The following is a 14239-nucleotide window of genomic DNA, read 5'->3' on the forward strand; positions in this document are numbered from 1 at the left end:
GAAGTTATTGGTCAACTCGCAAAGTTCGATGACATCGTCGTGATCGCGGATCCATCCAAGGCCGATCGTGCAGGTACTGCTGGCTACGCGCTGCAAGGCAGTATTCAACTAGACGGCGAAAGGCTGCGTGCCGTCGCCCGACTGGTGCGTCGATCGGATGGCGCCGTCATCTGGGCCAACAACTATGATGCGGATCTTCGTGCTCAGAGCAAACTCGCGATTCAGGCCGACGTCGCAGGGCAGATCGCGAGGGCCGTTGCTCAGCCATATGGTGCCATTTTCCAGGCTGACACCGAAACAATCGCCCAGCAGCCGCAGAACGGAGATTGGGACGCCTACGCCTGCACCCTAGCCTATTACAGCTATCGCCGGTCGATGAACGCTCAGAGTCACGACACGGCACGCGATTGCCTGCAACGAGCGACGCAGGGGTTTCCCAAGAGCGCCACGTCGTGGGCACTTCTGTCTCTTACCTATCTGGATGAGATGAGATTTCGCTATAAGCTCGGCACATCGTCCACAGTCCACCCGCTCGAACTCGCCGCCAGTGCCGCAGAGCGCGCGGCAGCGCTTGCTCCCAATAATGCGCGGGTCCTCCAGGCCCTTATGCTGGTGAGCTTCTTCAGGGATGACATCGAAAAAGCTTTGCAGACCGGCGCGGCGGCCTATGCCATCAACCCCAACGACACGGAAGTCGCCGGTGAGTACGGCTTGCGGCTAGCAATGTCCGGAAAGTGGGAATCAGGCTGCGAGCTGGTTTCCAGCGCGATCAACAAGAACGCCAGCCCTGAGGGGTATTACGAAGTTGGCATGGCATTATGCGCCCTCATGAGGAACGACATTCAGGCTGCGGAACTGTGGTCCCGCATGTCCGATTTGCAGTATAATCCCATGCATCGCCTCGTGCTCCTGTCGATCCTTGGCGCGGAAGGAAAGGCGACCGACGCCAAGCAGGAACAGGATTGGCTCAACGCCAACGCGCCCGAGTTGATGAACAACATCCGCCGGGAAGTCTCCCTTCGCCTGCAACGGCCGGAAGATCAGGACAAATTCTTCAGCGGACTGCGAGCCTTGGGCATCGCCATTGAGTCCACCCAAACAGAGTAAAGACCAGCCGGACGTGCAGATGAAGGATATTTCCGTCGACGACATAGGTCATCGCCCGTCCAGGACTGTGCTGAAGCGGCATCCGTTGCGGTTTGCTGAGCCTGCAGCTGTCGAAGTCTCTTCAGTCGCGCCGGGGTACGGCGCGTGCCGATACGGGCGGATAGGCGGACAATGCTAGTCAGAACCCGCCGAGAGCTTTCAGAATGAAGCGGATCTGCTCATGCAGACCTTCTTCTGTATCTTCGCCGTTTTGGACGCGCTGCTCGACGAGAACGGGGTGGTAGAACGGCGTGAACGCGTTCATCACACTTCGGGCGGCTTGCGCGGCATCATCAACACTAAACTCGCCTGCTTCGATCCCCTCTTCTACCATCGTCCCGATGATCGCCACGAGCTGGTCTCTGTGGGTTCTGATGATCGCCCAGTTATCCTCCGTTGCGGCGACGATCAGATCGTGGACCGGTTTCTCTTGGATGAACGTCGTTCTCCTTTTCTGGTGGAGGATATTCAAAAGACTTACGAGCTTCTCCTGAGCCGGCACCTGCATCCGTGCGATCGAATCTGCGAACTGAGCAGTTTCCGCGAAGAAGCGGCCACAGATCGACCTGTTGATTGCCGCCCTTGAGGGAAAAAAACGGTAGATATTGGCGCTGCTCATTCCGAGGCAGGATGCAATGTCGGCCATCGAGTCTTTTGGTAACCAATGCGGCGAAAGTGCTCTTCCGCCACATCCAGAATGCGCTCCCGCGAGAGGTCGACGTCAATCTCCATAGGGGTACGGCGCCTCATGACATCTCCAGCGCGAAGTCTAACCAACTGGCGTTCCTAGACGTCTCCGATTTTTGCCGGCGACCCGCTTCCCTGACGCGTGCCGGTTGGAACGGAAGCGGCCACTGAAAAACCGGAGGATTGTCCTGCACACGAAGGCCCCTATTCGGCGGCCATTGCTGCCGGTGGTTCCAGTCCTTCAATCGTCTCCCCGTGGCTGTCTTCTTTCGTTGGCTTGATCCGGAACCACACAGCGTACAGTGCCGGAAGGAAGAGCAAGATCATCACTGTGCCCGCCGCCGTTCCGCCAATCAGTGTATAGGCCATCGATCCCCAGAACACCGAATGGGTCAACGGTATGAAGGCCAGGACCGCTGCAAGCGCGGTCAGGATGACAGGGCGTGTCCGCTGCACAGTCGCTTCGATGACGGCGTGATAGTCGTCAAGACCGGCAGCTTGATTTTCCTTGATTTGCTCTGTCAGGATCAGGGTGTTGCGCATGAGGATACCCGCCAATCCTATCAAGCCGAGAATGGCGTTGAAGCCGAAGGGCTGATTGAACAGAAGCAACGTCGGGACCACCCCGGCAAGTCCGAGGGGTGCGGTCAACATGACCATGGTCATCGTTGACAGGCTGCGCACCTGGAGGATGATGACGATCAACATGGCTGCAATCATAAGGGGGAAGACTTGGACGAGTGCGACATTGGCCTTGAGCGATTCCTCGATGTTTCCACCCATCTCGATGCGATATCCAACAGGGAGCGATGCGATGAGTGGCTGAAGTGCCTTCATGACTTGCTGTGAGACCTCCGGGGGTTGCGTCGCCTCGTTGATGTCGGCTCGTATCGTGATAACCGGCGTTCGATCGCGACGTTTCAGGATTGGTTCCTCAAACCGGATCTCGGAATGCCCGATCTGATCGAGTGGAACCTGACGGCCATCCCTGCTCATGAGCGAGAAATCGCCCAGCCTTGAAGGATCAAGCCGGTTGTCACCTGCGCTACGTGCGACAACGGGCACGTTACGGATGTTGTCGCGCACCTGGGTGACAGGGATGCCGCTGAGCAGTAACTGCATCTGCTGGGCTGCCTCAGAGGGTGAAAGACCGATCAGATTGAGCCGACCCTGATCGGGGACAAACCGCAGCACCGGGGTTCGGTTGCCCCAATCCCGGTTAGCCTGTCGGACATCAGGCACAGCTTTCATAATTGTCAGGGCCTGTTCAGAAATCTTGTAGAGCTCATCCGGATCCGGTCCCATGATCCGAAACTCGACCGGAAACGGCGTGTAGGGCCCAAATACAAGCTGCGTTACGCGCACGGATGCCTCAGGAACAAGCCCGTCCGAAACGGCGGCTCGAAGGCGGTGCTTCAAAGCCTCGCGCGCATGCGCATCCGGAGTGAGCACCACCACCTTGGCGAAGGCAGGGTCAGGCAATTCAGGCGCCATGGCGAAGAAGAAGCGAGGCGCCCCCTGCCCCACATAGCTGGTGACGATTTTTACCTCCGGCTGCGTTTGCAGCCAGCCTTCGACTTTCTCCACTGCGGCTGTCGTGGTTTCGATGCTCGTACCCTCGGGCATTCGAACTTCGACCAGCACCTCGGGCCGATCCGATGTCGGGAAGAACTGCTGCTTTACGCTTCCCATCCCGACGACCGAAACAGCCATCGTGATGCCCACCACGGCGCAGGTCACAAATTTATGGCGAACCGCGAACTCGATGAGGGAGCGCAGGCGACGGTAGTTTGGAGTATCATAGATCGCGTGATGTCCACCTTCGACCGGCTTGATGTCAGGCAGCATCTTGACGCCGAGGTACGGCGTAAAGATCACTGCAACAAACCACGAAACGATCAGCGCGAAGCCCACGACCCAGAAAATGTTGCCGGCGTATTCACCTGCAGTCGATCTTGCAAAGCCCACGGGCATCAGCCCGATGATTGTGACGAGGGTGCCGGACAGCATTGGCGCCGCCGTATGGCTCCAGGCATAAGCGGCCGCCTTGACGCGGTCCATGCCCTCCTCCATCTTCACCACCATCACCTCAATGGCGATGATGGCGTCGTCTACGAGAAGGCCCAGCGCAAGGATTAACGCGCCGAGCGTAATACGATCGAAGAACCGGCCGGTTTCCAGCATAATGAGGAAGACGACGGCGAGCGTCAGCGGCACAGCAAGCGCCACAACAATGCCAACGCGCCAGCCCAGAGCGATTAGGCTTACGAACAGCACGACGCCAAGCGCCATCGCGAACTTGAGCATGAATTCGCCGACCGCCTCGTCGATGTTGACGGCCTGATCGCTGACTTTGGTGAGCGTCATGCCCAGCGGCAGTGTCTGGGCGATCGTAACGGACCGCGCTTCAAGTGCCTTGCCGAGATCAAGACCATTCCAGCCTTGTTGCATCACGGCACCCAGCATGATTGTCGGCTCGCCCTCATGGCGGATGATGTAAGTCGCCGGATCTTCATACCCGCGCCGCACATCCGCTAAATCGGAGAGCTTCAACGTCCGTCCAGCCGCCACGATCGGCGTATCGGCAATCGCCTGCACGCTTTTATAGGCTCCGTCGAAACGGATGAAGACCTGCGGCCCACGCGTGTCGATCGAGCCGGCTGGCGTGACTGTGTTCTGTCTTTGCAAAGCTGCGGCGATATCCTGGGCCGATATCCCAAGTGTCGCGAGCTTGGCATAGGAAAATTCGACGAAGATCTGTTCGGGGCGCTCCCCGAGGATGTTGATTTTCTTGACGCCCGGAACATGCAGGAGATCCTGACGGATGACCTCCGCCTGCCGCACAAGGTCTCGCATCGGCATCCCCTTCGCCTTCAGCGCGTACAGGCCGAAGCTCACGTCGGAGTATTCATCATTAACAAAGGGACCAATGACGCCTGGAGGGAGATTTCGAGCCTCATCGCCAAGCTTTTTGCGAGCCTGGTAGAACTCTTCCTCGACCGCACCGGGTGGCGTACTATCCTTTAACGTAACGGTTAGAAAGGCGTAGCCTGGCCGTGTCGTTGTCTCGACACGGTCATAATAAGTCAGTTCCTGGATGCGCTTTTCGAGAGGTTCGGCGACAAGGTCCTGCATTTCACGCGCAGTGGCACCCGGCCAAACTGAAGTGACCGTCAGGGTCTTGATGGTGAAGGAGGGATCCTCGGCGCGTCCTAGCTTGACGAATGCATAAGCTCCGGCGGCAGCCAACAGAACGATAAAGAATAAGGTAATGGCGCGTTCGCGAACCGCGATGGCTGAGAGATTGAAGCTCATCACTTTGTCACCTCTTGCTGCGAGGCAATCCTGACAGCCGCGCCGTTTTCCAGAAGATGCGCGCCCAGAGCGACAACCTGCTCACCGATTCCAATGCCGGTGACAAATGCCGTCTCCTCGCCGATCCGTTTGATTTCGACTGGAGTGAACTTCACAGTGGACGTGGCGTTGTTGACAACCCACAGACCTGTCCGGCTACCGTCGTTCAGGATGGCACCTACCGGAACGGCGACCTCCGACTGCCTGTCCGCGTCCGGGATTTTAATCGTCACCGTCGAGCCGAGTGGGGCTGAGGCGGCGGCGCCATCGAGAACGTAGCGCGCCTCGTAAGTGCGTGTTTGCGGATCGGCAGCATCGGAAATCTGTCGCAGGCGGGCTTTTCCGCTGAGATCGTTGCCTCCGTAGACACTGGCCCCCGCTTCCGATCCTATGTCGGGTCGCAAAGTCTCAGGTAGCCAAACAACGGCTTCTCGCGGCCCTGCCTGTGCGAGTTGAACGACCGTCTGGCCTGCAGTCACGACCTGTCCGGGATCTCCAAGCGTATCGACGACGGTTCCATCCGAGTCTGCAAAAAGAACGGTATAGGTGGCTTCATTTTCTGCGACCTTAGCGTCAGCTTCAGCCGCGGCAAGCTGAGCCGAGGCCGTGTCGAGGGCTGCTTTCGCTTGTTCATATCTTTGTGGCGTGGCGGCCAATCCATTTTTCACCAACGCCGCATAGCGCTTCTCATCTGCTTCTGCCTGGATGAGGACGGCGCGTGCTGCAATGACCGTATTGCGCTTTGCCGTAAGCGCGAGGTGGAGATCTGTTTCATCGATGCGCATCAGGGCCTGGCCTTGTCTCACCTGTTGACCCACATCGACCAGCCGCTGCACGATTTTGCCGGCAACACGAAACCCGAGGTTGCTCTGTACTCGCGAAGCGACCGTGCCGGTAAAGGACCGCTCCGCTGTTTCAGTCTTCTCCGCCTCGGCCACCTTTACCAGCGGTGGAACGGTCCTCGGATCTGCGGCTTCGGCTTTCCGTTCAGTCGTTTCGAAAACGAGGAAAAAAGCAGCGGCCGCCGCCGCTCCTACCAGACCCAGAAAAGTCAGGACATGTTTGCGTTTCATTTTGCGTTCTCTTCTTGACCAGCGAACCGGATGAATTAGATTGCGATCAAACTCTATTTGCGTTATAGATGTCAAGTGAAATCTAATTGGAGATCGACATGAGAGTGAGCCGCGCACAAGCTGAGGAAAATCGGGAAACTGTGATCAACGTCGCAAGCCGCCTATTTCGAGAGCACGGCTTCGATGGGATCGGCCTGAAGGACCTGATGAAGGGCGCCGGCCTGACGCAGGGCGCATTCTATAAGCAGTTCTCGTCCAAGGACGATCTTGCTGCCCAAGCATCCAGGCGAGCGATGGAAAGCGCCACACGCAGATGGTCGACAGCTGCAGCGACAAGCTCCGATCCCCTGGAGGCCGTTGTGTCGTTCTATCTTTCAATGGGCCATCGTGGGGAAAAGGCAGACGGTTGCCCTCTCGTAGCGCTAGGATCTGACGCGGCGCGTCAAAGTGAGGAAGTAAGGCGTCCGTTTGAAGATGGAATTAAAGCCCATCTCCAGGTCCTGGATGAATTGATGGACGACCCCAGGAGCTCGGATCCCAAAACCAAGGCAATGGCGATACTGTCTCTCATGGTGGGTGCCGTCACGCTCTCCCGCATCATGGAGGACGAGAATTTGTCGCAAGGGTTCCTCGACGTAGCCGCCGGGGAAGTCAGGCGTATTGCAACCGGTGAAGATGTCGCCTGATGGCGCAGCCGGTTCGTTTATCTAGCGGCGGTCCTTGGCCAACAAGAGGATAGACCGCCCGAATGTGCGGGCGAAGAACGCTCTTCGTGAGCCTGAGCAAACTGCATATGTCGAGAACCGGCACTAGCCGTATCACAGGTCAGAAAGCTCAATGTCGTGCGTAATATTAATGACAAGACAGGTGGAAAACGTATGCGTCGTATCGTTGTTACAGGAATGGGAGCTGTAAGTCCTCTTGGAGCGAACGTCGGTATCTCGTGGTCGCGCCTCCTCGCGGGTCAGAGCGGCATTCGGCGACTGGGGGAAGATGTCGTCGGAGATCTCCCGTCCAAAATAGGCGGGGTGGTCCCTTCAATCGTTGAAGACCCCGAAGGGGGCTTCGATCCGGATACTGTCTTGGCTCCGAAGGATCAACGCAAGGTCGATCGATTTATCCTCTTTGCACTGGCGGCCGCTGACGAGGCACTCACCCAGGCGAGGTGGAAGCCAATTTCCAGTGATGACCGGCTGCGTACCGCGACGATTATCGCTTCGGGCATCGGAGGATTTCCAGCGATAACCGAAGCGGTTCGCACCGTCGATCAACGCGGTGTACGTCGTCTTTCGCCCTTCACCGTGCCGTCGTTTCTCGTCAACCTCGCAGCGGGGCAAGCTTCGATCCGTTTCGGCTTCAAAGGTCCCATTGGCGCACCTGTGACAGCGTGCGCGGCCGGCGTTCAGGCGATCGGCGATGCAGCCAGACTTATCCGTGCAAACGAGGCTGATATCGCGGTATGCGGCGGAACAGAAGCATGCATGAATATCGTCAGCCTTGGTGGTTTTGCCGCAGCTCGGTCTCTTTCGACGGGCTTCAACGAAACGCCGAGCCGGGCATCGCGCCCCTTTGACATGATGCGTGATGGTTTCGTCATGGGCGAGGGAGCCGGCATTCTTGTCATCGAAGCCCTGAGCCATGCGCTTGCCCGCGGCGCCACCCCGATTGCCGAACTCGTTGGATACGGCACCACAGCCGACGCCCATCACATTACTTCCGGTCCCGAAGACGGCAATGGTGCGCGCAGAGCCATGGAGATCGCCATTGCGCAAGCTGGAATAGCCCCGCGCGAAATTGGTCATCTGAACGCGCACGCCACCTCGACGCCGGTCGGAGATCTCAGTGAAATCAGGGCCATCAAGAGTGTTTTCGGTTCCGACAATACGGTCGCTGTCAGCGGGACGAAATCAGCAACGGGACACCTGCTCGGTGCGGCCGGAGGGCTGGAAGCTATCTTCACGATTTTGGCGCTCAGCAACCAGATCGCACCACCGACCTTGAACCTGAATGCTCCGGACCCGGAAGCCGACGGTATCGATTTCGTCGCGAACGCCGCGCGGCACGTCGAGATGGATTACGCGATATCCAATGGCTTCGGTTTTGGCGGGGTCAATGCCAGCGCCGTATTCCGACGCTGGACAGAAGGGGCATCGGCCGCTCACCCTCCCGTTAGCTGAAGCGAATTCTCGCCCCCACGTCAGCGCATTGAAGTAAGTCGGTGGATGTGAACTGATCCCTGGTCGGCATTGAAGATGTCAGGTATCGGGCAAGGGCTTCCTCGACCGCCTCTAAACAGAAAGCCGCCGTGATCGACAGCCGCAACGACAGAACTCTCCGGCTGAGCCAATCGACGACAGCGCAGAGATAGACGAACCCCTGGCGAACGATGGACAGTTTGTGCTCGCGATTGATCATTTCTTTCCACCCTGCAGGCCGAGCGCACCGGATAAAAAATCATTCTCCAGCGTCAGTTCCCGGCAGGTTCTCCCCTAATGGCAACAGCCGACAACGCGCTGTCTCTCTAGCGGCGATTTGCGGCAGTCTTGCGAAGATGATTTCTTATCATCGCGCGAAACTCGCCGAATGTTTGAAACCCAATGTGCTGTGCAAGGCGGTGAACCGTCGTCTGAGAAACCCTGCAATTGCGCGCGATCGTCGCAGCACTTTCGAAAGCAATCATTTCCGGGCGTTCTATGATCAGCCTTGCAACCTGTTCCAGACGATCGGGAAAGACAATTTGCCGCTTGGCGATCTGGTACTTCAGTTCCTGCAGTGTCGCGGGAGGACGACGACCCCGATCCTGTATATCCTGTAGCATTGCGCTTTATCCCCCAAAGCGCTGACGTCCATCTCCGGATCGCGGCGCAGACAGCAGCGCAAAGATGCGCTTCACCCCGTGCGATGCGGCAACGCGAAAGCAGAGCCGCATCGCGTCGAACCCTGTCAGTCGATCTCAACCGGCTTGCCGGTTTGCCAACTGACAGTGGCGGCCTCCGCCAATTTCTGCGCCTGGAGGCCGTCAAGTCCGCCTGGCTTTGGCGAGCGGTTGCCGCTGTCGATCGCGTCGATGAAGGCATTGATCTCGTTGGCATAGGCCTGCGCATAACGTTCAAGGAAGAAATATTGAACGGGATCGCCGCTGACACCGTTCGCGTTTGAAAGCTCGACGCTGGTTGCGTGGATATTTCTCGCCGCAAGCATGCCGGCAGCGCCATGGACTTCGATGCGCTGGTCGTAGCCGTAAGTTGCCCGGCGCGAGTTGGTGATGACGGCAATGCGTCCGGAAGCCGTCTGCATCTGCACGGCGGCGGTATCCACATCGCCCTCGGCCCCGATTGCCTTGTCGACGAGTGACGACCCAAGTGCATTCACGACGACGAATTCTTCCCCGATGAGGAAGCGGGCCATGTCGAAGTCATGGATCATCATGTCGCGGAACAGCCCACCGGAGGATTTGACGTAATCGGCCGGTGGCGGCGCGGGATCGCGGCTGGTGATCGTCACGATCTCGATTTCGCCGATATCGCCTCGGCGCAGTCGCACTTCCACGCTCGCGAAGTTCGGGTCAAACCGGCGATTGAAGCCGATCATCAGGGTCGACCCGTTCTTCTCGACGACATCGAGGCAGGCATTGATCCGCTCGACCGACAGGGACACCGGTTTCTCGCAGAGGATTGCCTTGCCCGCCCTGGCGGCCGCCTCGATAAGCTCCGCGTGGCTGGGGGTCGGCGTCGCGATCAGGATCGCATCGACGCCTGAGGATTTGATGACATCCTCCGCGTCGGCCACCTCGGCGCCCGTCTGCGCGGCTAGCGTCGCCGCCGACGCGTTGAAGGCATCCGCCACATAGGCAAGCTTCGCCTTCGGATTTGCCGCGATGGTCGCGGCATGCACCTTGCCTATGCGGCCGGCGCCGATCACTCCAAACCTGATCATTGATGTCTCTCCATTGTATGTAAGCGTTGACTATCGAAATCAAACCGTGAAGGCGTCGCGGAAGCGGCCAAGCGCCATCTCGTCGTCGCCGGAGGCCCAAGCCTCCATGCCGATCGTGCCGCGATACCCCATGTCCTTGAGCGCGCCGGCGATTACCTTGTAGTTGATCTCGCCGGTGCCCGGCTCCATGCGGCCGGGAACATCCGCCACCTGGATTTCACCGATATAAGGCAGTGCCCGCCTGCACAGCTCGATCAGGTTTCCTTCGCCGATCTGGGCGTGATAGAGGTCGAGATTGAGCTTCAGTGCCGGTCTGTTCACCGACGAGACGAGCGCAAGCGTATCTTCGGCCTTGGCAAACGGTGTTTTGGGATGATCGACGGCCTCGTTGAGGTTTTCGAGCACAAAGGTGACGCCCTCTTTCTCGCCGAGGTCGGCGATGCGGCTGAGCGTGTCGCGCGCCTTGAGCCACATGGCGCCGGTCACCTTGTCGGCCTTGACCACCGGCAGGCCCTGGCCGTCAAGACCGGTCCCGTGCAGGTTGAGGCGCGGGCAATTGAGCTCCCTGGCGATCGGGATTGATTGCTTCGCGGTTCGCAGCAATTCGTCGGCGCCGTCGTCATCGGCGAGCGTGCCGGTGACGTAGCCCGTCATCGACGAAAAGACCGCTCCTGATCTTGCAAGGGCGGCGACGTCATGTTTCGTCCAGTCCCAGATCTCGGCGTGAAAGCCGAGTTCGGTGATGCGCTTGAGCCTGTCGATGACAGGAAGCGACTTGAAGACCATCTCGGCGCAGACCGCGAGCGTGAAGGGGGATGAGGCATTCGACCAGCCGTCGTTCATGACCGTATTCCATGGTTGATGATTGAGTGAAAGGGGCGACGGCCCTTGAAACCAAGCGATCGCCGGCTCGGAAGCACGCCGGCTAGATCGTACCGCCGAGCTCTTCGGACAATTGTTGCAGTTCCTTGCCGCCGGCCATGAGGTTCTGAAGCTCATCCATCGCGATGTCCGCCTTGGCAAAGGTGCCAAGCGTCTGGCCGCGATTTAGGATGGTGAAGCGGTCCGCCACCGCATAGGCATGGCGGACATTGTGGGTGATGAATATGACGCCCAATCCGTTCTGTCGAACCTGGTGGATGTATTTCAGCACCATCGAGGTTTGCGCCACGCCGAGGGCCGAAGTCGGCTCATCGAGAATGAGAATCTTGGCGCCGAAGTAGACCGCACGCGCAATCGCAACGCATTGGCGTTCGCCCCCCGAAAGAGTGCCGACCGCCTGATTGGGATCGCGGATATCGATGCCAATCTTGCGCATCTCTTCACGCGTGACATCGTTGCAGTGCGCGAGGTCGAGGTGACGGAAAGGGAAGAAGCCTTTGCGAGGCTCCCGCCCCATGAAGAAATTGCGGGTGATCGACATCAGCGGGATCATGGCAAGGTCCTGATAGACGGTCGCGATCCCTGCATCGAGCGCGTCGCGCGGACTGCGGAAATTGACCGGCTTGCCTTCGACCAGGAGCGCACCTCCGCTTGGGCGGACGACACCCGAGAGCGCCTTGATCAAGGTGGATTTGCCCGCGCCATTGTCCCCGAGGAGACAAAGCACCTCTCCGGCCGACACTTCCATCGACACACCGTTGAGCGCAATCACAGAGCCGTAGTGCTTGATGATATCGGCCACTTCGATGATCGGCGTTCGAATATTGACATCAGACATGATCAGCGCTCCCCGGTAACCTTGCGACGAATGAAATTATTGAAGAGGACGGCCAAAAGCAGCATCGAGCCCAGGAAGACCTGAAACCAGTCGGAGTCGAATTTGGTGTAGGTCAGGCCGATCGAAACCGAGCCGAAGATGATCGCGCCGACGAAGGCGCCAATCGCCGAGCCATAGCCGCCCGTCAGCAAGCACCCGCCAATGACGGCGGCAATGATCGCCTCGAACTCTTTCTGAAAGCCGCGTCTGGCGTCAGTGGAGCCGGCATCGAGCACGGTGATGATCGCGACCAGAGCCGCCGCACATGCCGTCAGCGCAAACAGGCCGGTCTTGACCCTATGGACCGGGACGCCGGAGTTTCTCGCCGCATTGGGATCGCCGCCGGCGGCAAAGATCCAGTTGCCCATGCGGGTGCGCAGCAGGACCCAGGTCGCAGCCAGCGCAAGCGCAACGAACCACAATACGGAGACCGGAATGCCCGTGACCTTTGGCATGCCGTTGGGGAACTTGTCGATCAGATCATGATCCGCAAGCCAGACAAAAGTGCCCTTCAGCGCATCGCCGGAAAAAAGGCCAAGCAGCGGACTGTCGCTGACCCGGTCGCCGATGCCGCGAAGCTGCGTTGAGCCACCTGTTGCCCATTTCAGGCCGACGAGCGTCAGGCCGCGCAGTATGAAGAGGAATGCCAAGGTCACGATGAAGGACGGAAGGCGCGTATGAATGACGATCTGCCCATTGATCGCGCCCATGAACGCGGCAAACAGCATCGTCATGACGATGGCAACCGAAAGCGGCTGACCGAAATTCGTCAGGATGACGCCGAAGATCAATCCCGCAAAGGCCACCATCGAGCCGATCGAAAGATCGAACTCTCCTCCGATCATCAGAAGTGCCGCTGCAATCGCAAGGATTCCCAATTGCGATGCCGGCGCCATGATGGTCATCAGGCCGGAAAGCGAAAACATCGTCGAATCTGCGGTGAGAAAGAAAAAGACGATGACGAGAACAAGGCCTGCCACGGCACCAAGCTCGGGCCGCCGCATCATATGCGTCAGAAAACTCACTTGTTTGACGCGCTCATCGGCCTTCGGCGCAACCGCCGTTCTCTGCTCAAGCGAAGCCATAACTCCTCCCACGGGATCATAATTGAGGGTAGCGGCGGCGCTGCTCGGCAGCGCGCTGGGTCAGCCAGACCCCCTCCCCACTGGTGGGGAGGAGGTTCCGGGAGAATGCCTTTCGGCAGTTCCGGTCAGCGAATGCCCTTGGCGGAAAGATCCACAACCTGGGCGGCCTTTTCTTTGGTGATAAGGTTCGGGCCGGATGGGACATTACCCCCCGGAATTAGCCCGTATTTGGCGTAGTTGGCCAAAAATACCACGGGTAGAAAGCCCTGCAGGAACTGCTGCTGATCAATCGCGAAAGCTCCCTTGCCGTCGGCCACGGCCTTCAGGAAATCGGCTGAAAGGTCGAATGTCGCGACCTTGATCTTGCCGGTCATTCCGACATCCTCGACGGCCGCGAGCGACGGCTCACCGGCCGTGCCGGCACCGAGCGCCATGACGGTGTCGACAGCCGTATTTGAACTCAGCGCCGCCTTGACCTTCGCGCGGACATCGGCCGGATCATTGCTGACGGGTAGAACCGTCACCTTGCCGCCGAAGCCGTCGGCGAAGCCTTTGCAGCGCAAATCGAGCGAGACATTGCCGACCTCCTGGTTGACGCACAGGCCTTCCTTGCCACCCAGCTCATGCAGTTTCGCACCGGCGGCTTTGCCGGCGGTATATTCGTCCTGGCCGACATGCAGCAGCGCTCCCAACTCCTTTGAAACGTCGGAACCTGAATTGATGGAAATAACCGGGATACCGGCGGCGACAGCCTTCTTGATCGATGGACCGAGTGCTGAGGCGTCCGGGATGGAGACGATCAGTCCATCGGGCTTCTGATTGACGGCAGCATCGATGAGCTGCCCCATCGACACCATGTCGAAGGTTTCCGGAGCGCGATAATCGACGCTGGCACCCATGTCCTTCGCCGCTGCGTTGACGCCGTTCTTGACGACGGACCAGAAAGGATCATTGGCCTGGCCGTGGGTGACGGCGACGATGCGAATTTCCGCGGCATTGGCGATTGCCGAAGAGCACATGAGTGCAGCAGCCATGGCTGCGCCCGCGAGAAGTGATTTCAAACCGAATTTCATTCTACCCTCCCAAAAACAGTCCGCTCTACGCAGACCTCCCAATGCTACCGGTTGCAACTTCCTTTGCACCCGGTAGCAAGCTCGATAAAACTACTTTACTGTCGACAAAAATCAAGCATCCATTCC

General features: G+C 58.7%; 11 protein-coding genes and 2 pseudogenes. 3 read left to right on the forward strand and 10 right to left on the reverse strand.

Annotated elements, in window-relative coordinates:
- A pseudogene (locus BN1800_RS19005) lies at positions 1–1107 on the forward strand (hypothetical protein); the annotation flags it as partial.
- Between the two features lie 178 nt (positions 1108–1285).
- Here BN1800_RS19005 and BN1800_RS19010 read toward each other — a convergent pair.
- The 3 genes from BN1800_RS19010 to BN1800_RS19020 form a co-directional block, all read right to left on the reverse strand.
- Entirely contained in the window at positions 1286–1792 is a 507-nt protein-coding gene (locus tag BN1800_RS19010) for a TetR-type transcription factor C-terminal domain-containing protein (RefSeq protein ID WP_179213825.1), read from the reverse strand.
- A gap of 245 nt (positions 1793–2037) precedes the next feature.
- Positions 2038–5148, reverse strand: coding sequence for an efflux RND transporter permease subunit (locus tag BN1800_RS19015; protein ID WP_087000157.1), 3111 nt, complete (start codon positions 5146–5148; stop codon positions 2038–2040).
- Positions 5148–6260, reverse strand: a complete 1113-nt coding sequence (locus BN1800_RS19020) for an efflux RND transporter periplasmic adaptor subunit (RefSeq protein ID WP_027511510.1) — start codon at positions 6258–6260, stop codon at positions 5148–5150. The genes BN1800_RS19015 and BN1800_RS19020 overlap by 1 nt, the downstream gene beginning before the upstream one ends.
- Before the next feature lie 98 nt (positions 6261–6358).
- On the opposite strand from BN1800_RS19020, the gene BN1800_RS19025 reads away from it, so the two are divergent.
- Together BN1800_RS19025 and fabF are read left to right on the forward strand one after the other, a co-directional pair.
- Positions 6359–6946 (forward strand): TetR/AcrR family transcriptional regulator, encoded by a 588-nt coding sequence (locus tag BN1800_RS19025; RefSeq protein WP_027511511.1) that lies wholly within the window; start codon positions 6359–6361, stop codon positions 6944–6946.
- Between the two features lie 192 nt (positions 6947–7138).
- Positions 7139–8437 carry a beta-ketoacyl-ACP synthase II gene (gene fabF, locus BN1800_RS19030; RefSeq protein WP_087000159.1) on the forward strand — a complete coding sequence of 433 codons (1299 nt, stop codon included), beginning with the start codon at positions 7139–7141 and terminating at the stop codon, positions 8435–8437.
- Positions 8438–8490: 53 nt separating this feature from the next.
- Here the strand turns inward: fabF and BN1800_RS40425 are convergent.
- From BN1800_RS40425 to BN1800_RS19060, 7 genes and pseudogenes are all read right to left on the reverse strand, one after another.
- Positions 8491–8645 (reverse strand): annotated as a pseudogene (locus BN1800_RS40425) (IS3 family transposase); the annotation flags it as partial.
- Between the two features lie 136 nt (positions 8646–8781).
- Entirely contained in the window at positions 8782–9078 is a 297-nt protein-coding gene (locus BN1800_RS19035; RefSeq protein ID WP_087000161.1) for a MurR/RpiR family transcriptional regulator, read from the reverse strand.
- Between the two features lie 125 nt (positions 9079–9203).
- Complete coding sequence (iolG, locus tag BN1800_RS19040; RefSeq protein WP_087000164.1) at positions 9204–10196, reverse strand: inositol 2-dehydrogenase; 993 nt, start codon at positions 10194–10196, stop codon at positions 9204–9206.
- A gap of 39 nt (positions 10197–10235) precedes the next feature.
- Positions 10236–11039, reverse strand: a complete 804-nt coding sequence (locus BN1800_RS19045) for a TIM barrel protein (RefSeq protein ID WP_087000166.1) — start codon at positions 11037–11039, stop codon at positions 10236–10238.
- Positions 11040–11121: 82 nt separating this feature from the next.
- Positions 11122–11916, reverse strand: coding sequence for an ATP-binding cassette domain-containing protein (locus tag BN1800_RS19050; protein WP_087000168.1), 795 nt, complete (start codon positions 11914–11916; stop codon positions 11122–11124).
- 2 nt (positions 11917–11918) lie between these two features.
- Positions 11919–13040, reverse strand: a complete 1122-nt coding sequence (locus BN1800_RS19055) for an ABC transporter permease (protein ID WP_087000170.1) — start codon at positions 13038–13040, stop codon at positions 11919–11921.
- 125 nt (positions 13041–13165) lie between these two features.
- Positions 13166–14113, reverse strand: coding sequence for a sugar ABC transporter substrate-binding protein (locus BN1800_RS19060; protein WP_087000172.1), 948 nt, complete (start codon positions 14111–14113; stop codon positions 13166–13168).
- Positions 14114–14239: the final 126 nt, after the last annotated feature.

It is taken from the genome of Rhizobium sullae (assembly GCF_900169785.1).
Taxonomy (GTDB): Bacteria; Pseudomonadota; Alphaproteobacteria; order Rhizobiales; family Rhizobiaceae; genus Rhizobium; species Rhizobium sullae.

What these genes read in the sequence shown, in the direction of transcription:
- BN1800_RS19010 (WP_179213825.1), bottom strand. Translation starts at nt 1,792, where the DNA reads ATGGCCGACATTGCATCCTGCCTCGGAATGAGCAGCGCCAATATCTAC.
- BN1800_RS19015 (WP_087000157.1), bottom strand. Translation starts at nt 5,148, where the DNA reads ATGAGCTTCAATCTCTCAGCCATCGCGGTTCGCGAACGCGCCATTACC.
- BN1800_RS19020 (WP_027511510.1), bottom strand. Translation starts at nt 6,260, where the DNA reads ATGAAACGCAAACATGTCCTGACTTTTCTGGGTCTGGTAGGAGCGGCG.
- BN1800_RS19025 (WP_027511511.1), top strand. Translation starts at nt 6,359, where the DNA reads ATGAGAGTGAGCCGCGCACAAGCTGAGGAAAATCGGGAAACTGTGATC.
- fabF (WP_087000159.1), top strand. Translation starts at nt 7,139, where the DNA reads ATGCGTCGTATCGTTGTTACAGGAATGGGAGCTGTAAGTCCTCTTGGA.
- BN1800_RS19035 (WP_087000161.1), bottom strand. Translation starts at nt 9,078, where the DNA reads ATGCTACAGGATATACAGGATCGGGGTCGTCGTCCTCCCGCGACACTG.
- iolG (WP_087000164.1), bottom strand. Translation starts at nt 10,196, where the DNA reads ATGATCAGGTTTGGAGTGATCGGCGCCGGCCGCATAGGCAAGGTGCAT.
- BN1800_RS19045 (WP_087000166.1), bottom strand. Translation starts at nt 11,039, where the DNA reads ATGAACGACGGCTGGTCGAATGCCTCATCCCCCTTCACGCTCGCGGTC.
- BN1800_RS19050 (WP_087000168.1), bottom strand. Translation starts at nt 11,916, where the DNA reads ATGTCTGATGTCAATATTCGAACGCCGATCATCGAAGTGGCCGATATC.
- BN1800_RS19055 (WP_087000170.1), bottom strand. Translation starts at nt 13,040, where the DNA reads ATGGCTTCGCTTGAGCAGAGAACGGCGGTTGCGCCGAAGGCCGATGAG.
- BN1800_RS19060 (WP_087000172.1), bottom strand. Translation starts at nt 14,113, where the DNA reads ATGAAATTCGGTTTGAAATCACTTCTCGCGGGCGCAGCCATGGCTGCT.